The organism is Mycobacterium sp. (assembly GCF_040509115.1).
Taxonomy (GTDB): Bacteria; Actinomycetota; Actinomycetes; order Mycobacteriales; family Mycobacteriaceae; genus Mycobacterium.
Map to the genome: position 1 here is coordinate 1 of NZ_JBEVLO010000212.1, position 24,168 is coordinate 24,168.

Genomic DNA, 24,168 nt, shown 5'->3' on the forward strand with positions numbered 1-24,168 from the left:
AATCCAGTTCGTGTCGCGCGTGGCCCGCCGCTTGTCGCGACGCGCTCGCTTGGCTTCCGTTTTTCTGCTCCTCGCGTGCGCAGAAGTCTTTCTCGACACCTAGCCCAGCGCCTGGTCCAGATCGTTGATCAGATCCTCGGTTCCTTCCAACCCGACCGAGATCCGCACCACCCCGTCACCGAGCCCGATCGCAGCGCGACCCTCCGGACCCATCGCGCGATGGGTGGTGGTGGCCGGGTGGGTGATCAACGACTTTGCATCGCCGAGGTTGTTCGAGATGTCGATGACCTGAAGCTTGTCGAGCACCTCGAACGCCCGCTCCTTGGTGCCGCCGGCCAGTTCGAACGTGACGACCGTTCCGCCGCCGCGCATCTGACGCTTGGCGAGATCGTGCTGCGGGTGCGACTCGAGGAACGGGTACTTCACCCACGACACCCCCGAGTGTCCCTCGAGGAATTCGGCCACCTGCTGCGCCGACCGGTTCGAGTAGTCCACCCGCACCGCGAGCGTCTCGAGGCCCTTGAGCATCGTCCACGCGTTGAAGGCGCTCATCGCGGGCCCGGTGTGCCGCATCAGCTTCTGCACGGGACCGTCGATGTACTCCTTGTCACCGAGGATCGCGCCGCCGAGGACACGACCCTGGCCGTCGATGTGCTTGGTGCCCGAGTACACGACCACGTCGGCGCCAAGCGGAAGGCCTTGTTGCAGAAGCGGAGTGGCGAAGACGTTGTCCAGCACCACCTTTGCTCCCGCTGCGTGCGCGAGGTCGCACACCGCGGCGATGTCGACCAGCGACTGCATGGGGTTGGACGGCGTCTCGAAGAAGACGGCCTGGGTGGGAACCGACAGCGCCTCCTCCCACTGCGAGAGATCCTCACCGTCGACGAACACCGTCTCAACGCCCCAGCGGGGAAGGATCTCGTTGCACACCACGAAGCAGGACCCAAAGAGACTGCGGGCGGCCACCAGTCGGTCACCGGCTCCCAGGAGGGCACCCAGCGAGGTGAACACGGCGGCCATCCCCGTAGCCGTTGCGAAACATGCCGGCGCATCCTCGATCAGCCGCAACCGCTCCTCGAACATCGAGATCGTCGGGTTGCCGTACCGCGAATAGACGAAACGGTCGATCTCACCGGTGAACGCCTTCTCGGCGTTGGCGGCAGAGGAGTACACGTACCCGGACGTCAGGTACATCGCCTCCGAGGTCTCGTCGAAGCCCGACCGCAGCAACCCGCCCCGCACGCCGATGGTCGCCTGGCCGACCCCGTCGGGCAACGGCTTCGGGATGCGCACCGAGGGCACCTCATCGGTGGGATCGCCGTCGGTGGGATCGGTCACGACTGCCTCCACGGCAGCCCGATGGCCTTCCAGCCCGTCCCCCCGCGGTGCCCCTGGTCGTCGAGGTTGCCCTCGAAGCCGTCGAGCACGTTGTACGACGGCGCAATGCCCGCCTCCGTGGCTGCCTCGGCCGCGCCGATCGACCGGTTGCCCGAGCGACACAGGAAGACGACGGGCCGCTCGCCTGGCGTCACGCCAGCAGCCACCAGATCGTCGACGAAGCCCTCGTTGCGCGTGCCGTCGGTCCGGTTCCATTCGATGTAGACGACGTCACGGCGCAGCGACGAGGTGTCGGGGACGCCGACGAAACGCCATTCCGCCTCGGTACGACAGTCGACCAGGACGGCCTCGGGATCGTCGACCAACAGCTTCCACGCCTCCTGGGGCGTGATGTCTCCCGCATAGCTCACGATCGCGAGTGTCCCACATCTATTTGGAGCAAACCCTCCACGCCCCGTCCTCCTGGACGAAGCGCACCGGCACGTCGGACTTGTCGTCCGGGGTGTTCGCGAAGTGGTAGGTGACGGTTGCCGATGCCCTGTCGCCATCGATCTGAATCTGGGTCACGTCGTCGAGGGTGCGCTCGCCCTTCTTGGCCACCACATCGCGCTGGCGTGCCAGAACCCCGCCCTCCGTGTCGTGATCGCCGCGACAGGTGAACTCCTGGAACGCGCCGTAGTCCTGACGCTGCAACGCGTCGTTCTGACCGACGGCCGCCCTCGCCACCTGGTCCCCGGACGTCGTCTGCTGCGTGCCGAAGACGTTGAACAGCACGATTCCAATCACGACGAGCACGATGATCGCCAGCGCGCCGAGAAACGGCGCCATGGTCGGCCGTTCGGGCGCTTGCTCCGGCATGGGGTCGGCGCGTGCGTCGTCGGGCTCCTTCGCCGCGTCGGTCACGACCCGAGCTCGTGCAGTTCGGTCGATATCCGGTGCGCGCGATCGCGGGCACGGACCACGTCCGGCGCCGTTGCCAACGCGACTGACACACCATCGGTCAGCCGGACGTCGCTCTCGGGCACGATCAACGCCTCGGTCAGCGCCTTAGCGGCGATCGTCGTCTGCGTTCCCACTTCGGCCGCGGCGGGCGAGATCATGATGGTGTCGACCGACAGCCCGAGAATCGACCTGGCGTGCAGCTCGTACTGCGAAAGCCGTTGGGACCGAAGGGTCAACAGACCGACGTCCACCGGTCCGGCCTTGACGGTGTTGAAGTACACCTCGTCGCCGCGAATCAGGAGTTCGACGGCGAACAGCCCGCGGCCGCCAAGGGAATGCACGATGCGGGCGGCGATGGAGCGGGCCGCGCCAAGCGCCGCAGGCGACAGCTGCTGCGGCTGCCACGTCTCCAGGGGCGCGCCGTCGGCCGCCCGTCGATGCCCGATCGGCTCACAGAACTGCACGGCGGGCCCCGACGGCTCGATGGTCCTCACGGTCAGCAGGGTGACGACGTCGTCCACGTCGACCACCGTCTCGGCCATCACCTGGTTGGGGAGCATCGGCACGGCCGCAACGGCGCGCCGCCACGCCGGTTCGACGTCGTCGAGCCTGGTGAGCACCGACTGGCCGTCGGCAACCTTCCCCGTCAACGGCGTGACGATCAGCGGGAAGCCGGCGTGGCTTGCGACCGCGGCGAGTTCCTCGGCCGACGAGGCGAACCAGAACGGCACCGTCGGGAGTCCGAGTTCATCGGCTGCGAGTCGTCGCAAACCCTCGTGGTCGACGCCGAGGCGTACGGCGCGTGGGGTCGGGAACACCTCGACGGAGTCGCGTTCGGCAGCGGCGACCAACGCGTCGGCGGGCACGTCGGGCGAGAGCGCCACGACGTAGTCCGGTCGGTGCTCGTCGACAAGGGCGGCGACCGCATCGACGTCGGCGTAGTCCTCGACGTGCACCGAGGAGACACCGAGACGCTCGAACGTCGCCGACAGCTCTCGGCCCGCGCCGGTACCGAGGAGCAGGACCCGCCCTGCGGTGACTTCAGTCATCGAGAGTCCACCCTGCCATCAACCCAATCGAACGTCGACGTAGCACCAGCGCCAGCTCTCACCCGGTTCGACCGACCGCATCACCGGGTGGTCGGTCTGATGGAAGTGCCGGTTGGCGTGCTGATGCGGGCTGGAGTCGCAGCAGCCGACGTGTCCGCACGTCATGCACATCCTCAAGTGCGACCACGTACTCTCGCCCAGTTCCTCGCATTCCTGGCAGCGACCCGGTGTCAGGGGTTCGGGCTCGGCCGCGTCGGCGAACTCCGCGAGGTGCTCACACGTCCGGGGTGGGGAATTCTCTTCGCCCCGTCGCGTTCTCCTGCGCATGGGTCAAGGATAGGGCGGTCACCGTCCCGTCCAGCGACGAGGCGGGTCCAAGACCGGTTCAAGACGGAAAGGGTCAGCAGCGTGGGTGGTGCGTCCTTGCTCGTAGTCCTGGTGGTGTCGGTGATCCTTGCCGGCATCGCGCGGCGATACGACGTGTCGGGTCCACTGGCGCTGGTCGTCGCCGGGCTGCTGGCCGGTTTGATCCCCGGGGTGGACGGCATTGAACTCGAGCCCGAGTTGGTGCTGTTCGTCATCCTGCCGCCGCTGCTGTGGTCCGCGGGCCTGGAGAGCAGCTACGTCGCGCTCCGCAAGAACACCCGCAGGATCGGCCTGTTGGCAGTCGGGCTGCCGCTCGCCTCCACGTTCGCGGTGGGCGTCGTCGCCTATCACACGGTGCCCGAGCTGACGGTCGCCGCGGCCCTGACACTCGGCGCGATCGTCGCGCCGCCCGACGCGGTGTCGGCCACCGCCATCGGCCGCAGGCTCGGCCTGCCTCGCCAGATCATGACGCTGCTTGGCGGTGAGAGCCTGCTCAACGACGCAACCGCGCTGACGGCCTACAAGGTCGCCCTCGCCGCGGCCATCGGCACCGCGGCAACCTGGGGCACCGCCACGTTCACGTTCTTACTCGCCGCCGTCGGCGGTGTCGTGGTCGGCGGACTGATGGGGTCGGTGATCGTCTACGTCCGCAACTGGCTTGGCGACTCCCTCGTCGAGAGCGCCATCGGGCTGGTGGCGCCGTTCTTCATCTACCTTCTCGCCGAGGAGGTGCACGGCTCCGGCGTGATCGCCGTCGTCGTGGCCGCACTGATCCTCGGCCAGCGTTCCAGCCGAGCCAGCTACGCCACCCGCCTGCAGGACACCGCCGTGTGGAAGACGCTGCAATTCGTCCTGGAGTCATTCGCGTTCCTGCTCATCGGGTTGCAGCTGCCGACCGTCGTCGGCGAGCTGGAGGGGATCTCGGCCTCGGTGCTGGCCATCGCGTCGGTGGCGGTGCTCGCGACGGTGATCGTCGTCCGCATCGTCTGGGTGTTCACGATGTCGTACGTGCCGAGGAAACTCTCAAGGCGGATCCGCGAGCGCGAGGAGCGGCCGACGCCCGCGCAGGTGTTCGTCGTCGCATGGGCGGGGATGCGCGGGGTGGTGTCGCTGGCCGCGGCGTTCGCGGTGCCGACCACCACGCTGTCCGGCGACGAGTTTCCCGGGCGTCCCCAGCTGGTGTTCCTGACGTTCGTCGTCGTCGTCGGAACACTGCTGCTGCATGGCCTCACCCTGCCGTGGATCATCAAGGTGCTCGACGTGCAGAGCGACGACCTCCAGAAGGATGCGCTCGACGAGGCCGCGGCGCAGACCAAGGCGGCGCAGGCGGCCGCGGATCGACTCGACGAGCTGTTGTCCAAGCAGAAGGCGGGTTCCGACGTCCACGAACGGGCCGCGACCGTGCTGCGTCACTGGAACGATCGCCGAAGGAACTCGGCGTGGGAGCAACTGGGGCGCAGCGACGAGGAGCTCGGCGAGGGTCCCGCCGCGGCGTTCAAGCGGCTACGCCTGGAGATGCTCAAGGCCGAGCGCGAGACGTTCATCGAAGAGCGGGACGCGGGCCGGATCGACGACGAAGTCCTCCGATCGGTCCTGCGCGGCCTGGATCTGGAAGAGGCGACGCTGAACCGCGACTAATTGGGCCCCGAAACTCGTTGGCGAACAAGGCCGTTCTGCTTGGCGAATATTTGCGTGGCCCGGTCCGACTCCGAGGCCACCTCGCGCAGGGCCCCCGGCCGCTCATCCTGGTCGGCGTGACGGTGCAGCACGCTGGCCGCCATCGGCCTCGGCGGCTGGGTGTTCTGCGTGCTCGGGGTGCGCTGCCGCTGATCGTGCTCACCCAGATCGGCATCACCCTGCGGCACTGCGCATTCGGCGCCGCACGACATTCGAGGCGATGACACCGGCCAGGTTCGGCGTCTACGCTCGATCCCAGCGGGGCACCCAGTCCGCCACGTCAAGAGTTCGCGAAAGGCATCGGCATGAGCGTCAGTCTGGCCAAGGGCGGCAACGTCTCGCTCTCGAAGCAGGCCCCCAACCTGGTGGCGGTGAGCGTAGGACTGGGCTGGGACGTGCGCGCCACCACGGGCGCGGACTACGACCTCGACGCCAGTGCCATCGCCTGCGGGGACAACGACAAGGTGCTGTCCGATCTGCACTTCGTGTTCTACAACAACCTGAGGTCGCCCGACGGCTCGATCGAGCACACCGGCGACAACCTCGACGGCGCGGGGGACGGTGACGACGAGGTGATCAACGTCGACCTGGCGGCCGTACCGCCCACCGTCACCAAGATCTTCTTCCCCGTCTCGATCCACGACGCCGACAATCGCAGACAGAGCTTCGGCCAGGTCTCCAACGCCTTCATCCGCGTCGTCGACAGCAAGACGGGTGTGGAACTGGCTCGCTACGACCTGTCCGAGGACGCGTCGACGGAGACGGCGATGATCTTCGGCGAGCTGTACCGCCGCGACGGCGAGTGGAAGTTCCGGGCGATCGGCCAGGGCTACGCGTCGGGACTCGGCGGCATCGCGCGCGACTACGGCGTCAACGTCGGCTGATCCCCGGGCGCGCACCTGGACGACGTCTCGATCGGGCAAGCCGAAAAGCTCACTGCCCCATTCACGTTCGACGGGCGCGCACGATCAATCCTCGACCTGCTCGACAGCCCCGGCAAGGCGGTGTCGACGAACTTCACCGCATCGGTGGCGGACTTCCTTGCCTTGTCCCCCAATGCCTCTCGTCCCACACCGCCCGCGCGCACCCGGGTTCGCGTGCCGGAGCCACGCGTCACCTTCGAGGCCGACGGCCTTATTCACCGAACCCTCGAAGGGCACGAACGATCATCGTCGTTCGTGCCGCCCCTCGATTCGGTAGGTACCGTCGAATGCATGACCACTGCCCTTCCGCCGGTGCACATGCGCCGCGACGGATTCGATCCCACTCCCGAGCTTGCCGAGATCCGCGCGACCACGGGCGTCCGGACGGTGGTCAACGCGTTCGGCATGCAGGTGTACCTCGTCACCCGGCACGACGACGTCAAGTACATCTTGTCCGACCACGCGCACTTCTCCAACGCGCGGCCACCGGGTTTCGTCATCCCGGGTGCGCCGGTGATGCCTGAGGAGGAGCAGGCCAGCGCCAGGGCGGGCAACCTATTGGGCCTTGACCCGCCCGAGCATCAACGACTGCGCCGCATGCTGACCCCCGAGTTCACCATCCGCCGGATCAGGCGGCTCCAACCGCGGATCACCGAGATCGTCGACCAACACCTCGACGCGATGGAGGCTGCCGGACCGCCCGCCGATCTGGTGGCGTTGTTCGCACTGCCCATCCCGTCGCTGGTGATCTGTGAACTGCTCGGCGTCCCCTACGAGGACCGGGCCGACTTCCAATCGAGGTCCGCCCGCCAACTCGACCTGCAGATCCCCATCCCCGAGCGGTTCGAGCTGCAACGCCAGGGCCGCGCGTACATGCAGTCACTGGTCGACCGCGCCCGCGCGCAACCCGGCGAGGACATCCTCGGCATGCTGGTCCGCGAGCACGGCGACGACCTGACCGACGACGAGCTCATCGGCATCGCCAGCCTGCTGCTCCTCGCGGGCCACGAGACCACGTCGAACATGTTGGGACTGGGAACCCTTGCGCTGTTGCGTCATCCAGATCAGCTCGCCGCCGTGCGCGACGACCCCGACGCCATCGGCCCTGCGACCGAGGAGCTGCTGCGGTGGTTGTCCATCGTGCACACCTCGATTCCGCGGATCACCACCGCGGACGTCGAGGTGGCCGGGGTGCCGATCCCCGCGGGTCAACTGGTCTTCGCATCGCTGCCGTCGGGTAACCGCGATCCCGAATTCGCCGACGCCCCAGACGTTCTCGACATCCGTCGTGGAGCTCCGGGCCATCTGGCCTTTGGTCACGGGGTGCACCACTGCCTCGGCGCGCCGCTGGCGCGGATGGAGATGCGGATCGCCTGGCCCGCACTGCTGCGCCGCTTCCCGAACCTGGCGCTCGCCGAAGACTTCGACGACGTTCGATTCCGCTCGTTTCACTTCATCTACGGATTGAAGTCGTTGGCAGTGACCTGGTGAGCTGCCCGGCGGGCGGCGGTCACCGGGGCGACGGCGCCTCGTGCGCACCGTCGTGGTGCAGGTCGATGACGCCTGCGCGGACCAGCACCATCAGGCTGACCACCAGCACCCACAGCGGGAAGGCCAGCGTGATCCACATGCTGATGTCGGCCGAGATCAGCAGCGCGACGGCCACCGCGTAGGTCGCCAGTACCAGCCAGCGCGGCATCAACCCCGTCTTGAGCCAGATGGTGGCCAGCGACATCATGAACACCGCCGCCATGCGTAGGGCGTAGGTCTTGGTCAGCGCGTTCATCATCATCTGCCCGAACGCGACGACGTCGGCGTGCGCGCTGGCGTCGGCCGTGAACGAATGACTCGCCGAGAGCGCAACGCCGACCGCGGTCGCGACGAACATCATCGCCAGGAACAGCAGCCCACTGCCGAGGAAGACCGACGCGAAGAACCTGTCCTCCAAGCGGCCGAAACCGTCACGCACGACGCCGATGAACCAGAGGAAGGTGATGCCCGAGAACGGCATCAGGATGGCCGCGACCCGGATCCTCGCGCGGCCGGACTCGACCCACTGCGCGCCGACCTCGGGATGCTCTGGCAGGGTCAGGCGAATCAGCACCAGGACCGTCGCGAACAACACCGCGAACAGCACGCCGGCCACCCCCGCCGCACGGGGAGTCGACAGTTTGCGAAGGTGGCGCTCGGCGGCGTGTTGGCTCACCGCGCCATGGTGACAGAGCGGCCTCGTAAATCCCCTCGAACCGACGCGAGACCGCGAATCTGCGGCGAAGCGCGGTCTCCGGCGACGTGCGGTGCGGCGCTCAGGGCTGGCCAGGAAGCAGCCGGATCATCAATCCGTTCGCCTCGGCGCACAGCGTGCCGTCCGGACGATGCAGTTCGGCATTGACGAAGGCCTTGCGCCCGTCGGTCGAGTTGATCCAGCCCCGCGCCGTCAGGGGCGTGTCGATAGGCGTCACGTTGCGGTAGTCCACGTGGAGGAACGCGGTTCGGCTGATCGGGCGCCCCGCGGCGTGGATGACCATCCCGAAGACCGAGTCGAACAGCAGCGGCAGCACGCCGCCGTGCACCGCCATGTTTCCGCCGACGTGAAAGCGGCTGAACGCCACCTCGAGTTCGACGCCGTCCGCCTCGAACCGGCCGATGCGGTAGGGCGGCATCAGCAGGCTGCCGGAGCCGGGCAGGTCGGGCATGCGGCTGGCGGGGCCGACCCCCTCCGGCGCTTCGAAGTCCTCGAGCAGCTTGACCAGCTCGTCGACGCGGGCAGCCGCGTCCACCCAGGTGTCGCCGTCCGGATCGGCCGACACCGCGAGATCCTGCAGCCGGCGCATCGCCGAAAGGAACGCCCCGAACCCCGGTCCTGGGGACGCCGGCTCGAAGACGGGAAACCCGCCGTGCTGGTCGTCCTCGCTCACGGGGCGAGGATGTCGCGGCGCACGATGGTCTGCTCGCGACCAGGACCGACGCCGATGCACGAAACATGTGCGCCGGCAAGCTCTTCCAGCCGTAACACGTAGTCGCGTGCCTTGGCGGGCAGATCGTCGAACTCCCGCGCTGCGGAGATGTCCTCCCACCACCCGGGCATCTCCTCGTAGACCGGCACCGCCTTGGCGATGTCGCTCTGGGTCATCGGCATCTCGTCGGTGCGCTTGCCGTCCACTGTGTAACCGACGCAGATCGGCACCGTCTCCAGGCTGGACAGCACGTCGAGCTTGGTGAGGAAGTAGTCGGTGATCCCGTTGACCCGGGTGGCGTACCGGGCGATGACGGCGTCGAACCATCCACAGCGGCGGGCCCGGCCGGTCGTCACGCCGACCTCGCCACCCGTCTTGGAGAGGTAGGCGCCGAATTCGTCGAACAACTCGGTCGGGAAGGGACCCGATCCGACGCGCGTGGTGTACGCCTTGAGGATCCCGAGGACGGTGGTGATGCGGGTCGGCCCGATGCCCGAGCCGACGGCCGCCCCGCCCGCCGTCGGATTGGACGAGGTGACGAACGGATACGTGCCGTGGTCGACGTCCAGCAAAGTGCCTTGCGACCCCTCCAACAGGACCGTCTCGCCACCTTCGAGGGCCTCGTTGAGCAGCAACCTGGCATCGGCGATCCGGTGCTTGAAACCCTCGGCCTGGGTCAGCAGCGCATCGCGGACCTCGTGCGGGTCCAGCGCCTTGCGGTTGTAGATCTTGACGAGCACCTGGTTCTTGAACTCCAGTGCGGCGTCGATCTTTTGAGACAGTGAATCGGGGTCGAGCACGTCGGCGACGCGGATGCCGATGCGCGCGATCTTGTCCTGGTAGCACGGGCCGATGCCGCGACCGGTGGTGCCGATCTTCTTGCTGCCCATGTAGCGCTCGGTGACCTTGTCGATCGCCACGTGGTACGGCATCAGCAGATGCGCGTCCGCGGAGATCAACAGTCGCGAGGTGTCGACGCCCCGGTCTTCGAGGCCCTTGAGCTCCGTGAGCAGGACCCCTGGATCGACGACGACCCCGTTGCCGATGACGTTGGTGACGCCGGGGGTCAGAATCCCCGACGGTATGAGGTGCAATGCGAAGTTCTCGCCCCCCGGCAGGACGACGGTGTGACCGGCGTTGTTCCCTCCCTGGTAGCGGACGACCCATTGGACGCGACCACCGAGCAAATCGGTGGCCTTTCCCTTGCCCTCGTCGCCCCACTGGGCGCCGATGAGGACGATTGCCGGCATGCGTACTCTCCCGCTCACGTGCATCAAGACTTTGGTGCAGCCGGGCACATACCCTATCTGACCTGATCCCCCGCCGTTTGCGGGACGTACCTCCTGTCGCCAGCGGCCGTCTCCAGCTGGTCGAGCCCGGCGTGGCGCCGAGGTCGGCCCTGCTCTGCGCATCACGCAAACCGGTTGGACGGCAATGACTCCGAAGGACTCCGACGGGGCGGCTTGACACGTCGCCGCGCTCACCGGCAGATTGACCGCATCCGGCGGGATCCGGCATCGATGCGGAGGCGAGGGCGACATCAGCGCACAAGTCGTCGTGCTGCGCTTCGGTGACCGACGGGTGCCGCGTGCACTGGCTGACCTGCCCATCGTCGACGTCGCCGCGCCCACCGACGTCGATGCGACCATCGAGGCCCGCCGCCTCGTCGTGGTCGGCACCCAGCGCGACCTCTCCTCCGTGCTGTCCCGGCTGCTGCGCGCGGACCGCCTCGACGTCGAGGTCGGCTTCGTCCGCCAGCCCTGGCAGGCGCGGAGGGCGCGGACCGCAGACGCTCGCCGCGTCCCGCTGATCCGCGACGAGACGGGGACGGTCATCACCGAAGCGGCCTTGTGGCTCCCGCCCGACGAGTCGTCGCGAACCATTACCGGCGAAGCGGTGGTCGACGACGTGCTCTTGTTCGACGGGCAGGTCGCGGGCGTCCGGGTCGAACCGATGGCGGACGCGCCTGGTCTGCGCGCCAGCGTGTTCACCAGCCGGATGCGCCCGCGACGCTGGGTCACGGGCCGGGCGGCTCAACTCGGCACGACGGGAGCCCTGGTGGTGCGCGACGGTGTGCCGATCGGCAAGGCGGCGCGGCGCTCGACGTTCTACCGCAACACCAAGGGCTGGCTGTCGGTTCGCTGATCGGTCAGGCCGATGAGCGCTTGCGCGGAGAGCATCCAGGCGCGTCACGGTAGTTTCGTGTCGTGAACGTCCGCCCGATCCGCCAATCGGTTCGCCCGAGCCCGATCTTCCTGGCGATCGTCGCGATCACCGCCATCGGCGGGGTGATCGCCTGGCAGGTGGGATTCGACCGCAGCGCTCCGCTGGCCTACGTCGGCGTGTTCCTCTTCGTGGTGTTCGGCTGGCTGGTGTCGCTGTGCCTGCACGAGTTCGGCCACGCGTACACCGCGTGGCGGTTCGGCGACCACGACGTGGAGATCCGGGGCTACCTGACGCTCAATCCGCTGAAGTACTCCAACCCGATGCTGTCGCTCGGGCTGCCAGTGCTGTTCATCGCCCTCGGCGGAATCGGTCTGCCCGGCGGGGCGGTGTACGTCCGCACGTCGTGGATGACCAAGGGGCAGAAGACGATCGTGAATCTCGCGGGACCGTTCGCGAACGTGGTCCTTGCGGTCGTGCTGCTGATGCTGGCCCGGATCTTCGCTGACGACACCGACCACTTCGTGTTCTGGGCAGGCGTGGCGTTCCTCGGCTTCCTCCAGGTCACCGCCGTCATCCTCAATCTGCTGCCCATTCCCGGGCTTGACGGCTACGGCGCTCTGGAACCGCACCTCAGCCCCGATACCCAACGCCAGCTGCACCCGGTCAAGCAGTGGGGCTTCCTCATCCTGATCCTGCTGCTGGTCGTGCCGTTCCTGAACCAGGGGTTCTTCTCCATCGTCTACTGGTTCTTCGACCTGTCCGGGGTGTCGAGCTTCCTGGTGTCGGCGGGTGGTCAGCTAACGCGCTTCTGGTCCGCGTGGTTCTGAGTCCAACGTCTGCTTCCCGGCGCGGCACGCAGTAGCCTCACGACATGAATTCGCCATACCCGTACGGGCCGGAGCCCGGTTGGCAGGGCGGCCAAGGCGGATACGGGCAAGGCGGATACGGGCAGGGTGCGCAGGGTGGTTACGACCCCGCCTACGGCTACGGGCCCGACCCGGCCTACGGGTACACGCAACCCGACTACTCCCCGCCCAGCTACCCACAACCCAGCTACCCACCGGCCAGCTACCCACCAGCCGGCTACCCCGCGCCCCCACCTCCGTATTACCCACCGCCGCAACGCAAGTCACGGGCGTGGGTGTGGATCCTCGTCGTATTCGTCGTCCTCGTCGTCGCGGCGGCCGCGACCACGACCGTGGTCCTGGTGAACCGCAAGCCCGACATCACGGCACTCACCTCGGCGATGACCCTGCCGAAGGTCGACTTTCCCGCCCTGCCCGACGGGGAGTTCTCGGTCGAACCCGTGGACCGCAACCCCGACTACGAACCGGTCGACGTCAGCCCGACCGCATGCGAATACCTCGTCGGCTACCCCGAGGCGCGGGAAACCGTCTCCGCCAGAGTCACCTCCGACAGCTCGGTGGTGGCCGTGTACCTCCAAATCGACGACGTCCGACCCGATCTCAAGTCCGCGCTGAACGAATGCGACGGCAAGCCGTTGCGTGGCCAAGACAGCTCCTACGAAGTCCGCGCGCTGCACCTCGGCGGGATCCCGTCGTGGGCGATCGCGGAGACCCTGACCTTCGAGAACGGCGACTCCAGCGGTGGCAACAACGTGATCGGCGGCTACTACCGCGGCATCTACGTCGAGGCGTGGAGTTCGGCCGACGACACCGACTTCAACACCCGCGATCTGGTGGATCTGTTCAACGCGCAGGTCGACCGACTCGACGAGCGATAGAACCAGCGATAAAACCAGCGACAAGACCAGCGACAAGACCATTGAATCCGCGATGGCCGATCGCCCTGCGCGCAGCCATCAGCACGGCGATCCCCATCGTGGTCGGCTCGGCAACGGGAAACGTCGGGGCCGGCCTCATCGCCACCCTCGGCGCGTTCACGGCACGGTTCGGTGGGGACCGCCCCTACCTGAACCGCGGCGCACAACTCGGTGTGGTCGCGGTGGCGTTGGCCGCCGCGGTGAGCGTCGGCTCTTGGGCGGCCCCGGTGCCCTGGGTCGGGGTGATCGTGGTGTCGGCGGTGGCCGTTGCGGCGGTGTGGTTGTGCCACGCACTGGCGGTGGGGCCGCCCGGCGCCTACGTCTTTGCGCTGGCGTGTGCGGCGGGCGTCGGCGTCTCGGCGTCTCGGCTGGCGCCCTGGCAGATCGGCGCGCTCGTTCTGGCCGGTGGCGCGGTGGCGTGGCTCGTCCAGATGGCGGGCGCACTTCGCGACCTCCGGCGCCCCGAACGCGCAGCGGTCGCGGCGGCGGGCGCCGCGGTCGCGGACTACCTCGACGCGGTCGGGTCACCGGAGGAATCGGCGGCACGACACCGCGCCGCGACCGCCCTGCACCGAGCGTGGAACGTCCTGATCGCGTTTCAACCCGTCGACCGGCTCGGAGACGACACGCTGCAGCGGCTGCGTGCGACCACCCATGCCCTGCACGTACTGTTCGCCGACTCCCTGGCCGCCGCCCCGGACTCCCCGTCCACCGCCCCGCATCACGGCCCCTCCGCGGACGCCGCCGCGATGGCCCGCCTGCTCGGCACCCTGAAGCAGCCGCCCGAAGCCGTCCCGCCACGCGACCCGGACCGGACGCCACTGGGCCGACCGCGCTCGTCGGCCCTGCTCCTGCACGCCCTACGACCCGGATCCCACATCCGCCACGTGATGGTGCGCGTCGCGATCGCCGCACCCGTGGCAGGCGCCGCCGCGACGCTGCTCGGGATCGGGCACGCCTACTGGGCGATCGCCGCCGCGGTGTTGGTGCTGCACCAGGGCTCCGACCGCAGCGGAACGCTGCGCCGCGGCGCCGACCGCCTCTCGGGCACCTGGGTGGGGCTGATCCTCGCGGGCGGCGTGCTGCTGCTGCACCCGCAGGGGTGGTGGCTGGCCATCGTCGTGGCCGGCTTCCAGTTCGTCATCGAGATGCTGGTGACCCGCAACTACCGGCTGGCGTCGGTGTTCATCACCGCGGCCGCGCTGACGATCTCGACCGGAACCCACCGGGTGGACATCGGCGACCTGCTGCTGGCCAGGGGCAGCGATACGTTGGTGGGCTGTGCGGTCGGCATCGCGGTATTCCTCGTCGCGATCCGGTTCCAGGAAGCCACCCGGCTCAGCGACTCCGTCGCCGACACCGTGGCCGCCGCAGCAGCCGTCTCGCCGCACTTCGCCGGGGACACCGGAACCCTGGCTGCGCGCACCGCGCGCCGGGACCTGCAGGTGGCCGCGATCGACCTACGGGACGCCGCCGATGCCGCAGCCGCGGGGTCCGCGCCACTGCGGGAGATCGCCCGCCGTCTGGAGCCGGTGGTGCTGGCCGCCGAGCGCCTCGCCTACGCCACGATCGCCGTGTGCTGGGCGATGGACGGACGTGGCTGCGATCCGCTGCTGACCGCCGACGCGGCGACCGGGTACGGCGACCAGTTGCGCGGGCTTGCACAGGCCGTGCGTGCCGGCGCCGCGCCACCCGAGGTGCCCGACGCCCCGGCCGGCCTGACCGCCGACGTCGCCGTGCTGCGCGCGGCGCTCCAGCAGAACGTCCGTTAAACGAGGCCGAGGGCGACCCGCGCCGCCGGATCGCAATCGTCGAGCAGGTCGAGGCACCGCGCATACTCGTCGGTCTCGCCGATGGCGTCCGCCGCCCGAGCAAGGGCGGCCACGCACCGCAGGAAGCCACGGTTGGGCTCGTGCGAGTAGGGCACCGGACCGAAGCCCTTCCACCCGTTGCGGCGGAGCTGATCCAGGCCGCGGTGGTAACCGGTCCTGGCGTACGCGTACGCAGTGACGGCCTTGTCGTCGGCCAACGCCTGCTCGGCCAGCGTCGCCCACGCGATCGACGCCGACGGGTTCGCCGCGGCCACGATCGCCGGGTTCTCGCCCGCGGCCAGTTCCTCCTCGGCCTCGGGGTCCCCGGGAAGTCGCACCGGATCGGGCCCCAGCAGATCTCCCATGTGAGTCATTCGCCTATTGTGCCGTGCGGGTCTCACGCGATCGCCTCCAGGCATGCGATGGCGAGGGTGGATAAGCTCTGCGGTAGTCGCCAGGGAGGACTGAACAACGGATGTCGAACCCATCGGGGCCGGACGATTCCCAGGAGCCGGTCGTGAATGACGCACCCGAGGAGACCGCGCCGGAGACCGAGGTCTTCAGCGCGGCCGAGCCCGCTGGGAGCGGGGACGCCGAGGCGGAGCCCGAGCGCAGGTTCACGGCCCCGTCCGGGTTCGACGCGGGCAAGACGCAGATCATCGAGACTGCCCCGGAGCCGGCGACCGAGATCATGTCGGCGTCGGAGGCCCCCGCGGGCGCGGCCGCCGCCGGCGCCAACACCGGACCGATCAACCAAGCGGGACCCGTTGCGCCCCAAGTGATTCCGGGCCGAACGGACCCTCCGAAGCCAGCGCGTCGGCGTAGCTGGGGATGGGTCATCGCCCTGGTTCTCGTCATCGCCGCGCTGGCAGCGGTCGCCATCCTCGCCACCGTGCTACTGACCAAGGACGAGGCGCCCGTGGCATCCCAGGAAGACCTGGTCCGCGCCACGATCCAGAACTTCGACACCGCCATTCAGAACGGCGACCTGGCCACGTTGCGCACCATCACGTGCGGTGACACGGCGGCCGGATACAACAAGTACCCGGAGAAGCAGTGGGCCGACACCCATGCCCGCGTGCACGCCGCCGAGCAGTACCCCATCGTCGCCAAGATCGATCAGGTGGTGGTGCACGACAACCACGCCGAGGCGAACGTCACGACGTTCATGGCCTTCGACCCGTCCACCCGCTCGACGCGGAGCTTCGATCTGGAGTTCCGCGACGAACAGTGGAAGATCTGCCAAGCACCCCAGTAAGCGGGCGAAACCGCTAGCCCGCGGAGACCGAGCGGCCGCTGCTGTGCAGGTCGTTGCAGGCCTCCACGACGCGCTCGGACATCGAGGCTTCGGCCTTCTTCAGGTAACTGCGCGGGTCGTAGACCTTCTTGTTACCGACCTCGCCGTCGATCTTGAGCACCCCGTCGTAGTTGGCGAACATGTGCCCCGCCAACGGCCGGGTGAACGCATACTGCGTGTCGGTGTCGACGTTCATCTTCACCACGCCGTACTTCAGCGAGTCCTCGATCTCGGACTTCAACGATCCCGACCCGCCGTGGAACACGAAGTCGAACGGCTGGGCGTCCGCGCCCAAACCCAGCTTCGCCGCGGCGACCTTCTGCCCCTCGGCTAGCACCTCCGGGCGCAGCTTCACGTTGCCCGGCTTGTAGACCCCGTGCACGTTGCCGAACGTGGCGGCCAGCAGGTAGCGGCCGTGCTCACCGGCGCCGAGGGCGTCGATGGTCTTCTCGAAGTCCTCGGCCGAGGTGTAGAGCTTGTCGTTGATCTCGGCCTCGACGCCGTCCTCCTCACCGCCGACGACACCGATCTCCACCTCCAGGACGATCTTGGCCTCGGCCGCGAGCTTGAGTAGCTCCTTGCCGATCTCCAGGTTCTCGTCGATCGGCACGGCCGAGCCGTCCCACATGTGCGACTGGAACAGCGGGTTCTGGCCCTTGGCGACCCGCTCGGCCGAGATGGCCAGCAGCGGTCGGACGTAGGCGTCCAGTTTGTCCTTGGGGCAGTGATCGGTGTGCAGCGCGACGGTGACGTCATACCTGGCGGCCACCACGTGGGCGAACTCGGCCAACGCGACCGCGCCGGTCACCATGTCCTTGACTCCGAGACCGGACGCGAATTCGGCTCCGCCCGTGGAGAACTGGATGATGCCGTCACTCCCGGCATCGGCGAAGCCCTTGATCGCGGCGTTGACCGACTCCGAACCCACGCAGTTGATGGCCGGGAACGCGAACGAGTGCTCCTTGGCGCGGCCGAGCATTTCGGCGTAGACCTCGGGAGTAGCGATGGGCATGGCATTTTCCTCTCGGCGGTGCGGCAGTCGGGGCAAGTATCTCAAGTCTTTGGGCGGCGGGAACAGTCAGACCGTCAGAACCACCCGGTAGTGCGCCTTGCCGGATTTCATGGTTTCGAAGCCCTCGGCGGCTCGAGCCAGCGGCACCTCCTCGATGACGGCGCGGACGCCGGACTGCACTGCGAAGTGCATGGTCTCCTCCACGTCGCGCGAGGTCCCCGACGGGTGGCCCGTCACCGACAGCCCGGAATTGATGAGGTCGAGCGGGCTGACCGGTAGCGGCTCCGGGGTGACCCCGACGGTCACCAGCTCACCCTCCGGCCCCAGACCCCCGACCGTGGCCGCCATCGCCTTGGAGGCCGCCGCCGTCGCGAGCACGACGGTCGCCCCGCCCAGCCGCTTCAGTTCCGCGGCGACGTCGGACGCGTTCGAATCGATGTAGTGGTGGGCGCCGAGTTCCTTGGCGGCGTCCCCCCGCTCCTCGCCGCGGGCGATCGCCACGGTCTCGAAGCCCATCGCCCTGGCGAACTGAACCCCGAGGTGGCCAAGCCCACCGATGCCGAGAACCGCGACGAGGTCCCCAGCCTTGGCGCGCGTTCTGCGCAGCCCGTTGAACACCGTCACACCCGCGCAGCCCAGCGGGGCCGCCTCGACGAACGTCAGCCCCTCCGGGATGCGGGCGAGCGCCGTCGCGGGCACCGTCACCGACTCCGCGTAGCCGCCCGGGTAGTGCCAGCTGGGCACCTGTAGGCGCTCGCACTGCATGAAGTGGCCCTTGCGGCAGGGCACGCATCGGTTGCAGTTGCCGCCGAACCAGCCAACCTCCACGCGGTCGCCCACCGCGAAGTCCTGCACGCCGTCGCCGACCTCCGCCACGGTGCCCGCGATCTCGTGGCCAAGGGTCAGCGGCCACGACAATCCGGGGAAGTTGCCCGCGTAGAACTCGCGGTCCGTGCCGCAGACACCGCAGGCGACCACGGCGATGCGCACGTGATCCCGGGGCGGCGAGGTGGTCTCCACCTCGGCGAGGGTCAGCGAACCGCCTGCTTCTGCGACATGAATGGCCTTGTGAGTGGACATCGCTCAAGCCTATCCAGGACGGTGCGGCCCCCGCCGCGAGTCGGGGATCTGTTGTTCGGGGATCTGTTATTCGGGAATCTGTGGGGTGATCTTCGCGATGAGGTCCATCGCCGCGGCGATGGACTGATCCGACGACATCGTCGTCGGCGTCGCCACCTGGACGGAGTTGTAGCGGTTGGCGGCCGCGAACTCGACCGCGCCCGCGACCACCCGGGTGCCGTTCGGTCCTGGAGTGCTCTCGATCTCCGGGAAGCCCGGCTCACCGAGCGGAGGAAGGGTGTTGTCCGACGCGGTGCCTGGCGAGCCGATGTCCACGGTCACCGATTCATAGGTGTCGGGGTTCTCCCAGACGCACCCCGTTCGCGCGTCGACGCCGTTCGGCACCCCGTCGACGACGGCGCCGATCAAGGCGCCCACCTCCTCCTTCGACAGCAGCGCGCAGGTGTCCACGGCGTCGGCCGCCGCGTCGCTGGCGGTGTCGGTGGCGGCTGAGGTCTCCGTGGCGGCTGCATCGGTCGACGTGCCCACCGCCCCGTCGCCCTCGGGGGTCGCCGTGGACGGCTCGCTGGGCGAGCAGCCGGTGAACAGCAGGCATAGGGCGGCCAGAAGACCAGTGCCGAGCGTGCGCGCCCGCATAGCATCCATCGTTCGACGGTAGAGGACCCGAACGCCGAATCAATCGGGTCTTTCCCTACCCAGCGGCCAACTCGTCTCAGCGGGACCTCAGCCGGGCACCGGTATCTTTACAAGCCATGACCACCACCAACCTCGCCCTGATGCCGGATTTCCTGGATCCGCTGACGCTGCTCGGGTACTTCGGCACCTGGGCTCTGGTGGGCCTTCTCGTCGTCGTCTTCATCGAGTCGGGCGTGCTGTTCCCAGTCCTGCCCGGCGATTCACTGCTGTTCGTCGCGGGCATGCTCGCGGCGGGGACGGCGGCCCAGACCGATGCCGTCGAGACCAACTTCCATCTGTGGCAGCTGCTGGTGTTCATCCCGATCGCCGCCGTTCTCGGCAGCCAGGTCGGGTATTGGATCGGCCGCAGCGTCGGCACGTCGATGTTCAAGCCGACGAACCGCGTCCTCAAGCAGAAGTACCTCGACGAGGCGCACCTGTTCTTCGAGGAGCGCGGGCCGTTCGCGATCGTCCTCGGCAGGTTCGTCCCGATCGTGCGAACCCTGGTGCCGATCACCGCGGGTGCCGCGAGGATGAACTACGGCGTGTTCACACTGTTCAACATCATCGGCGCCGTGGTGTGGGGAGTCGGGCTCACGCTGCTCGGATACTGGCTGGGCCAGTTCGAGATCATCCAGAAGCTGCTCGAGCCCATCTTCATCGTGATCGTGCTCGCGTCCATCGCCCCGATCATCTGGGAGTGGTACAAGCGCCGCAAGGCCGCAAAGCGGGCGGGCGGGGCGGTCGGCGAAACCGTCCCCGAATCGCCCTAGCCGAGTTCGAGTGCCTCTGCCAGCGTGCGCAACGCCGGCCGAGGATCGCCTGCCGGGTTGTCGCCGAGCACCTGAATGACGACGTGATCCGCGCCCGCATCGAGATGCCCGCGCACCGCGGCGACCGCGTCGTCGACCGATCCCATCCCGACCAGACCCTTGGCGAGTCGGTCGGAGCCGCCGCGCACCAGATCGGACTCCTCGAAGCCCTGCCGGAGCCAGGAGTTCCGGTAGTTCGGCAGCCCGCTGTAGGCCTCCAGGTGGGCATGCGCCCACTGCAACTGCTCCTCAGGGGTACCCCCGACGGCGACGGCCTGTTCGGACACCACCCACTTGTCCGGTCCGACGATCCTCCTGGTGACCTCGGTCTGCTCGGGCAGCACCAGGTAGGGATGGGCACCGTCGGCGTCGGTACCCGACAGCTCGATCATCTTGGGACCCAACGCCGCGAGTAGACGCACCGGACGTCCCGCTCCTGGCTCGAACGCGTCGGGGACGGCCGTCATCTTCTCCAGGTATGCCCGCATCGTGGCCAGCGGCTTGGCGTACGCGCCGCCCATGTTGCCCTCGACCAGTGGGGCGTGGCTGACGCCGAGCCCGAGCACGAAGCGCCTCGGGTGCAGGGCGCTGATGGTGCGGCCGCCGACTTCCGCCGTCGACGGCACGCGGACGTGGATGTTGGCGATCCCGGTGCCGACGACCAGCCGCTCGGTGGCCGACAGGAAGGCCGCCGATTCCACCAGCGCGTCCTTGAAGCCGATCTCGGGGATGAACAGCGACCCGAAGCCGAGGGCCTCGATCTCCTTGGCCACGTCCTGGGCATCGGGCATCGCCCAGGTCTCGCTGGCCCACCAAACGCCGATCTTGGCGGGGAAGTCGACGGGGGCGCGTTCGGCAGTGGTCACGGACCGATGCTAAACGCTTAGCGCATCGAACAACTCACGCAGCCCGGTCATCGAGTGAGCCGGCATGAAGACGTCGCAGTACGGCAGGGCGCAGGCCATCGAACCCGCCAGTGGTCGATAGCCATCGGCCGCGGCACGCGGATTGAGCCAGACGATGAGTCCGGCGCGCCGCCGCAACCGCGCCATCGCCGCATCGAGCACCTCCGGCGGATCGCCGTCCCAACCGTCCGAGGCGATGATCACCACCGCTCCCCGCACCGCACTGCCGTGCGGGCCCGCCAGCAGGGCGGCCAGGCTCCGGCCCAGGTGGGTTCCGCCGTAGCGGTCGGTCACCTTGGCGTTGGCCCTGGCCAGCGCAACCTCCGCCGAGCGATGCGCCAGCACCGGCGTCAGCCGAGTGAGCGACGTCGAGAAGGCGAACACCTCGGGAGTCAGAGCGGTCCGCCGTACGGCGGCTGCACGCATCAGGTGCAGGTAGATCGTCGCGTAGGGCTGCATCGACCGGCTGACGTCGCACAGCAGGACCACTCGACGGGGATGGCGGCGCCTGCGAGTTCGGATGAGCCGCAACACCTCCCAGCCCGTGGTCCGCGACGCCCGCATGGTCTGGCGCAGGTCGACCCGAGTGCCGCGCACACTGGGCTCCCTGCGCATGCTGCGACGCCGCGGCCAGTGCGCGGAGGCGTGTTCGAGCCACGTTCCGATGATGCGAAGGTCATCGTCGTCGAACTCCTCGAAGGCCTCGTCAGCCCTGGCCAGTAACCGACTGGGCAAGGTGTCAGGCACGCGGACGGCGTCGTCACCCGCCATGGCCGCGGCCGCGGTGATCGAGCGGGGCCGGGTGGCCCATGGCAGCCCGCTACCTTCCAGCGTGCCGCCCCTCGCCCGGTCCGCTCCGGGCACCGAAGCCGCGGCACGGCCCAGACTCGACTTCCGACTCGGCGGATCAAGCCCGGCCACGGCGTCGTCGAACAACGCCGAGATCACGGCATCGAAACTCGCCAGATCCTCCGCGCGGTTCACCAGCGTCAACCGCGCCGCCCAGTACAACTCGCGCCGGGACCGCGGTCCCAAGTGGTCCAGCGCTGCGACGAAAGCCGCTGGGCCACTGGCCGATACCGTGACACCGGCGGCACGCAGCTTCGCCACCAGCGCGACCGCGAGCGCCGCTCGGTCGACGCCTCGGAGCAGCAGCGGGGCCGTCACCTCACAGTCACCTGCTCCGGCCGCCCGCTCCTCGCCTGCCCAGCGCCATCCTGCCCAGCGCCATCCTGCCCAGCACGAACAGCGCCGCGGCCGCCGCGAAAGCGCCAAGCACCAACGGCGCGTACCTCTTCAGCGCGGTACCACCCGCCAACTCCAACAGGTCGATGGGGGCCGGCTCGGGGGCGGCCGCCGCGATGACGGGCCGTGGCGCCTCGGCTGGCGACGCTTGCGGCTCGGTCGACGCGCTCACGGGGGTGTGGTCGGTGGCGAGTTTGGCCTCGAGCGATTCGACGAATTGGCCCAGCAGCTTCTCCGAGACCTGTTGCAACATACCGCTTCCGAACTGCGCAAGCTTGCCGACGATCTTGAGGTCGGTGTCGACGGTGACGCGCGTCTGCTCGCCGGCGTCGTGCAGCACGGCGGTCACCGTGGCCGCCGCGTTGCCGGTGCCGCGAGCCTCCTTGCCCTTGGCATCGATGACGGCTCGTCGTTGTTCTCGGTCCCGCTCCACGAAGTGGACCTTGCCACTGAACTCGCTCGTCACCGGGCCCACCTTGACCTTGACCTTGCCGAGCACGTCGTCGCCGTCGTGCCCGGTCATCTGCGCGCCGGGCATCAACGGAATCACCTGCTCGAGGTCGATGAGAACATCCCAGGCCTCCTCGATCGGAGCACTGACGGTGAACTCATTGGCGATCTTCATTGATGGATTCCCTTCATCCCGAGCTGTATTCGACGAATGCAGCACTCATCAGGTCGCGATCGTCCGGCGTCTTGGCCAGCGCGCCGAGGCTGGCCAGGTGTCGCTGCGTGCGGACCGAGGCGAGGTCCGTCACGCCGAGAGCCACCAGCGTCGACACCCAGTCGATGGTCTCGGCCACACCGGGCGGCTTGTCGAGGTCGAGCTTCCTTGCGCCGACCACGAACTGGGTGGCGTGTTCGATGAGCGGCGTGGTGGCACCCGCCACCGTGCGGCGCACGATCTCGGCGGCCCGGCTCGGCTCGGGATAGTCGATCCAGTGGTACAGGCAGCGCCTGCGCAGGGCGTCGTGCAGATCGCGGCTGCGGTTGGAGGTCAGCACCGTGATGGGTGGGCGCTCGGCGACGAAGGTGCCGAGTTCGGGGATGGTCACCGAAGCCTCGCCGAGGAACTCGAGGAGTAGCGCCTCGAATTCGTCGTCGGCACGGTCGATCTCGTCGATCAGGAGGACCGGCGGAGTGGGCCCGCGGTGGCGGACGCACTGAAGGATGGGTCGGTCCAACAGGTACGACTCGGTGTAGAGGTCGGCTTCGGCGATGTCGGCGCCCTTGGCCTCGGCCAGCCGGATGCTGAGCAGTTGGCGCTGATGGTTCCAGTCGTAGAGCGCCTCGGCGGCCGTCAACCCCTCGTAGCACTGCAATCGGATCAGTCGCGAATCAAGGACTTTGGCAAGTACTTTCGCCGCCGTCGTCTTGCCGACACCCGGCTCCCCCTCCAGGAGCAGAGGTCGGCCCAGCGTGGTCGCGAGGTACAGCGCGGCGGCGGTCCCATCGTCGAGCAGGTGATTCTCGTCGTCGAAGCGCCGCACCACGTCGTCGACGTCGGCGAACGGCCCGATCACGGCGCCACCGACGCCAACAGGCGCTCGTAGTCCGCCCAGGTGTCGACGTCGAGCGGGATCGCACCACCGACGGGCACCTCGACGAGGCTGCCTCCAGCTCTCGCCCGATCCACTAGCTTCCAGACGGCCTTGTCTCCTCGAAGTCGTTCCAGCTCTTCGAACAGCGAGCGGCCCAGCCAGAACGGATGGCCGACCCCGTCGGAATAGCGGCACACTGCCAGCTCGGCTTCGCCGCACGACGCAACGACTCGGAGGACGTCGTCGGGGTGGATGCCCGGCTGGTCCCCGAGCAGCAGGACGATGCCGTCGGCGTCGGCGTCGACGTGGGCGATGGCCGCCCGCAGCGACGCTGAGCAGCCCGCACCGAAATCCCGCGCGATGACGGCTTCCACGCCACCGAGATTCACCTCGGCCAGCACTTGTTCGAGCGCGCCGCCGAGCGTCACGATCAGCTGGTCGAACCCGCACCGGCGGGCGACCTCCAACGTCGCATCGAGCAGGGTGGTGCCGCCATACGGGAGCAGTTGCTTGGGGGAACCGAGACGCCTCGAACGCCCAGCTGCCAGAACGACGCCGGTGACGCGGCGTGACCTCACGAACCCACCCC

At 68.5% G+C, this 24,168-nt stretch carries 27 protein-coding genes; 9 read left to right on the top strand and 18 right to left on the bottom strand.

The genetic code is table 11. The features are described from left to right. Positions 1-99: 99 nt before the first annotated feature. The 5 genes from ABW137_RS14680 to ABW137_RS14700 are packed head-to-tail and all read right to left on the bottom strand — an operon-like array spanning position 100 to position 3,656. A complete protein-coding gene (locus ABW137_RS14680; RefSeq protein WP_526401130.1) occupies positions 100-1,338 on the bottom strand; it encodes an O-succinylhomoserine sulfhydrylase in 1,239 nt (412 codons plus the stop codon). After that, entirely contained in the window at positions 1,335-1,748 is a 414-nt protein-coding gene (locus tag ABW137_RS14685; protein WP_526401132.1) for a rhodanese-like domain-containing protein, read from the bottom strand. The genes ABW137_RS14680 and ABW137_RS14685 overlap by 4 nt, the downstream gene beginning before the upstream one ends. Before the next feature lie 19 nt (positions 1,749-1,767). Beyond that, on the bottom strand, positions 1,768-2,241 hold the full coding sequence (locus ABW137_RS14690; protein ID WP_526401134.1) for an Rv0361 family membrane protein: 474 nt from the start codon (positions 2,239-2,241) through the stop codon (positions 1,768-1,770). Then, positions 2,238-3,329 (bottom strand): ATP-grasp domain-containing protein, encoded by a 1,092-nt coding sequence (locus tag ABW137_RS14695; RefSeq protein WP_526401136.1) that lies wholly within the window; start codon positions 3,327-3,329, stop codon positions 2,238-2,240. The genes ABW137_RS14690 and ABW137_RS14695 overlap by 4 nt, the downstream gene beginning before the upstream one ends. 18 nt (positions 3,330-3,347) lie before the next feature. After that, positions 3,348-3,656: a UBP-type zinc finger domain-containing protein gene (locus ABW137_RS14700; RefSeq protein ID WP_526401138.1), complete on the bottom strand. Its 309-nt coding sequence runs from the start codon at positions 3,654-3,656 to the stop codon at positions 3,348-3,350. 81 nt (positions 3,657-3,737) lie between these two features. Here ABW137_RS14700 and ABW137_RS14705 point away from each other — a divergent pair, with 81 nt between their 5' ends. Further along, complete coding sequence (locus ABW137_RS14705) at positions 3,738-5,333, top strand: Na+/H+ antiporter (RefSeq protein ID WP_526401140.1); 1,596 nt, start codon at positions 3,738-3,740, stop codon at positions 5,331-5,333. On the opposite strand, the gene ABW137_RS14710 is transcribed toward ABW137_RS14705, so the two are convergent. Continuing rightward, complete coding sequence (locus ABW137_RS14710) at positions 5,330-5,560, bottom strand: hypothetical protein (RefSeq protein WP_526401141.1); 231 nt, start codon at positions 5,558-5,560, stop codon at positions 5,330-5,332. The two genes, ABW137_RS14705 and ABW137_RS14710, sit on opposite strands and share 4 nt — an antisense overlap. 117 nt (positions 5,561-5,677) lie before the next feature. Here ABW137_RS14710 and ABW137_RS14715 point away from each other — a divergent pair, with 117 nt between their 5' ends. Both ABW137_RS14715 and ABW137_RS14720 read left to right on the top strand, forming a co-directional pair. Further along, positions 5,678-6,256, top strand: coding sequence for a TerD family protein (locus ABW137_RS14715; protein ID WP_526401143.1), 579 nt, complete (start codon positions 5,678-5,680; stop codon positions 6,254-6,256). Between the two features lie 330 nt (positions 6,257-6,586). Beyond that, positions 6,587-7,786, top strand: a complete 1,200-nt coding sequence (locus tag ABW137_RS14720; RefSeq protein WP_526401145.1) for a cytochrome P450 — start codon at positions 6,587-6,589, stop codon at positions 7,784-7,786. Between the two features lie 19 nt (positions 7,787-7,805). On the opposite strand, the gene ABW137_RS14725 is transcribed toward ABW137_RS14720, so the two are convergent. The 3 genes from ABW137_RS14725 to ABW137_RS14735 all read right to left on the bottom strand — a co-directional run bounded on the left by ABW137_RS14725 (position 7,806) and on the right by ABW137_RS14735 (position 10,502). After that, positions 7,806-8,501 carry a hypothetical protein gene (locus ABW137_RS14725; protein ID WP_526401147.1) on the bottom strand — a complete coding sequence of 232 codons (696 nt, stop codon included), beginning with the start codon at positions 8,499-8,501 and terminating at the stop codon, positions 7,806-7,808. Between the two features lie 100 nt (positions 8,502-8,601). After that, on the bottom strand, positions 8,602-9,213 hold the full coding sequence (locus tag ABW137_RS14730) for a PaaI family thioesterase (RefSeq protein ID WP_526401149.1): 612 nt from the start codon (positions 9,211-9,213) through the stop codon (positions 8,602-8,604). Further along, the gene (locus ABW137_RS14735; protein ID WP_526401151.1) at positions 9,210-10,502 is read right to left on the bottom strand and encodes an adenylosuccinate synthase; all 1,293 of its coding nucleotides are present in this window, start codon (positions 10,500-10,502) and stop codon (positions 9,210-9,212) included. Before ABW137_RS14735 ends, ABW137_RS14730 begins: the two co-directional genes overlap by 4 nt. Positions 10,503-10,743: 241 nt before the next feature. Between ABW137_RS14735 and ABW137_RS14740 the strand changes: the two genes are divergently transcribed. From ABW137_RS14740 to ABW137_RS14755, 4 genes are all read left to right on the top strand, one after another. Further along, complete coding sequence (locus tag ABW137_RS14740; protein WP_526401153.1) at positions 10,744-11,397, top strand: peptidase M50; 654 nt, start codon at positions 10,744-10,746, stop codon at positions 11,395-11,397. A 62-nt stretch (positions 11,398-11,459) separates the two neighbouring features. Further along, positions 11,460-12,245, top strand: coding sequence for a site-2 protease family protein (locus ABW137_RS14745; RefSeq protein ID WP_526401155.1), 786 nt, complete (start codon positions 11,460-11,462; stop codon positions 12,243-12,245). 44 nt (positions 12,246-12,289) lie between these two features. Next, positions 12,290-13,162, top strand: coding sequence for a hypothetical protein (locus ABW137_RS14750; RefSeq protein ID WP_526401157.1), 873 nt, complete (start codon positions 12,290-12,292; stop codon positions 13,160-13,162). Positions 13,163-13,203: 41 nt separating this feature from the next. Next, the gene (locus ABW137_RS14755) at positions 13,204-14,973 is read left to right on the top strand and encodes an FUSC family protein (RefSeq protein ID WP_526401159.1); all 1,770 of its coding nucleotides are present in this window, start codon (positions 13,204-13,206) and stop codon (positions 14,971-14,973) included. On the opposite strand, the gene ABW137_RS14760 is transcribed toward ABW137_RS14755, so the two are convergent. Beyond that, positions 14,970-15,386, bottom strand: a complete 417-nt coding sequence (locus ABW137_RS14760; protein ID WP_526401161.1) for a DUF3151 family protein — start codon at positions 15,384-15,386, stop codon at positions 14,970-14,972. The two genes, ABW137_RS14755 and ABW137_RS14760, sit on opposite strands and share 4 nt — an antisense overlap. A gap of 101 nt (positions 15,387-15,487) precedes the next feature. Between ABW137_RS14760 and ABW137_RS14765 the strand changes: the two genes are divergently transcribed. Next, a complete protein-coding gene (locus tag ABW137_RS14765) occupies positions 15,488-16,270 on the top strand; it encodes an Rv0361 family membrane protein (RefSeq protein ID WP_526401163.1) in 783 nt (260 codons plus the stop codon). 13 nt (positions 16,271-16,283) lie between these two features. Here the strand turns inward: ABW137_RS14765 and fbaA are convergent, their stop codons facing one another. The 3 genes from fbaA to ABW137_RS14780 form a co-directional block, all read right to left on the bottom strand. Further along, a complete protein-coding gene (fbaA, locus tag ABW137_RS14770) occupies positions 16,284-17,321 on the bottom strand; it encodes a class II fructose-bisphosphate aldolase (protein ID WP_526401165.1) in 1,038 nt (345 codons plus the stop codon). 66 nt (positions 17,322-17,387) lie between these two features. Continuing rightward, positions 17,388-18,401, bottom strand: coding sequence for an alcohol dehydrogenase catalytic domain-containing protein (locus ABW137_RS14775; RefSeq protein ID WP_526401167.1), 1,014 nt, complete (start codon positions 18,399-18,401; stop codon positions 17,388-17,390). 66 nt (positions 18,402-18,467) lie between these two features. Then, entirely contained in the window at positions 18,468-19,046 is a 579-nt protein-coding gene (locus tag ABW137_RS14780) for a DUF3558 family protein (RefSeq protein WP_526401169.1), read from the bottom strand. Between the two features lie 107 nt (positions 19,047-19,153). Here ABW137_RS14780 and ABW137_RS14785 point away from each other — a divergent pair, with 107 nt between their 5' ends. Continuing rightward, complete coding sequence (locus tag ABW137_RS14785; RefSeq protein WP_526401170.1) at positions 19,154-19,849, top strand: VTT domain-containing protein; 696 nt, start codon at positions 19,154-19,156, stop codon at positions 19,847-19,849. Here ABW137_RS14785 and ABW137_RS14790 read toward each other — a convergent pair. Genes ABW137_RS14790 through ABW137_RS14810 form a run of 5 tightly spaced genes read right to left on the bottom strand, consistent with a single transcriptional unit; the run spans position 19,846 to position 24,157 of the window. Next, entirely contained in the window at positions 19,846-20,754 is a 909-nt protein-coding gene (locus ABW137_RS14790) for an LLM class F420-dependent oxidoreductase (RefSeq protein WP_526401172.1), read from the bottom strand. The two genes, ABW137_RS14785 and ABW137_RS14790, sit on opposite strands and share 4 nt — an antisense overlap. A 9-nt stretch (positions 20,755-20,763) precedes the next feature. After that, on the bottom strand, positions 20,764-21,960 hold the full coding sequence (locus tag ABW137_RS14795; RefSeq protein WP_526401174.1) for a vWA domain-containing protein: 1,197 nt from the start codon (positions 21,958-21,960) through the stop codon (positions 20,764-20,766). Positions 21,961-21,967: 7 nt separating this feature from the next. After that, positions 21,968-22,663 carry an SRPBCC family protein gene (locus ABW137_RS14800; RefSeq protein ID WP_526401176.1) on the bottom strand — a complete coding sequence of 232 codons (696 nt, stop codon included), beginning with the start codon at positions 22,661-22,663 and terminating at the stop codon, positions 21,968-21,970. Between the two features lie 13 nt (positions 22,664-22,676). Beyond that, positions 22,677-23,558 carry an ATP-binding protein gene (locus tag ABW137_RS14805; RefSeq protein WP_526401208.1) on the bottom strand — a complete coding sequence of 294 codons (882 nt, stop codon included), beginning with the start codon at positions 23,556-23,558 and terminating at the stop codon, positions 22,677-22,679. Continuing rightward, positions 23,558-24,157, bottom strand: coding sequence for a nucleotidyltransferase family protein (locus tag ABW137_RS14810; RefSeq protein ID WP_526401178.1), 600 nt, complete (start codon positions 24,155-24,157; stop codon positions 23,558-23,560). Before ABW137_RS14810 ends, ABW137_RS14805 begins: the two co-directional genes overlap by 1 nt. Positions 24,158-24,168 lie beyond the last annotated feature (11 nt).

Excerpts from the sequence above, each read along its gene's own strand:
- ABW137_RS14750 (WP_526401157.1), top strand. The coding sequence starts at position 12,290 with ATGAATTCGCCATACCCGTACGGGCCGGAGCCCGGTTGGCAGGGCGGC.
- ABW137_RS14775 (WP_526401167.1), bottom strand. The coding sequence starts at position 18,401 with ATGTCCACTCACAAGGCCATTCATGTCGCAGAAGCAGGCGGTTCGCTG.
- ABW137_RS14780 (WP_526401169.1), bottom strand. The coding sequence starts at position 19,046 with ATGGATGCTATGCGGGCGCGCACGCTCGGCACTGGTCTTCTGGCCGCC.
- ABW137_RS14715 (WP_526401143.1), top strand. The coding sequence starts at position 5,678 with ATGAGCGTCAGTCTGGCCAAGGGCGGCAACGTCTCGCTCTCGAAGCAG.
- ABW137_RS14695 (WP_526401136.1), bottom strand. The coding sequence starts at position 3,329 with ATGACTGAAGTCACCGCAGGGCGGGTCCTGCTCCTCGGTACCGGCGCG.
- fbaA (WP_526401165.1), bottom strand. The coding sequence starts at position 17,321 with ATGCCCATCGCTACTCCCGAGGTCTACGCCGAAATGCTCGGCCGCGCC.
- ABW137_RS14735 (WP_526401151.1), bottom strand. The coding sequence starts at position 10,502 with ATGCCGGCAATCGTCCTCATCGGCGCCCAGTGGGGCGACGAGGGCAAG.
- ABW137_RS14700 (WP_526401138.1), bottom strand. The coding sequence starts at position 3,656 with ATGCGCAGGAGAACGCGACGGGGCGAAGAGAATTCCCCACCCCGGACG.
- ABW137_RS14720 (WP_526401145.1), top strand. The coding sequence starts at position 6,587 with ATGACCACTGCCCTTCCGCCGGTGCACATGCGCCGCGACGGATTCGAT.
- ABW137_RS14800 (WP_526401176.1), bottom strand. The coding sequence starts at position 22,663 with ATGAAGATCGCCAATGAGTTCACCGTCAGTGCTCCGATCGAGGAGGCC.
- ABW137_RS14760 (WP_526401161.1), bottom strand. The coding sequence starts at position 15,386 with ATGACTCACATGGGAGATCTGCTGGGGCCCGATCCGGTGCGACTTCCC.
- ABW137_RS14785 (WP_526401170.1), top strand. The coding sequence starts at position 19,154 with ATGACCACCACCAACCTCGCCCTGATGCCGGATTTCCTGGATCCGCTG.
- ABW137_RS14765 (WP_526401163.1), top strand. The coding sequence starts at position 15,488 with ATGTCGAACCCATCGGGGCCGGACGATTCCCAGGAGCCGGTCGTGAAT.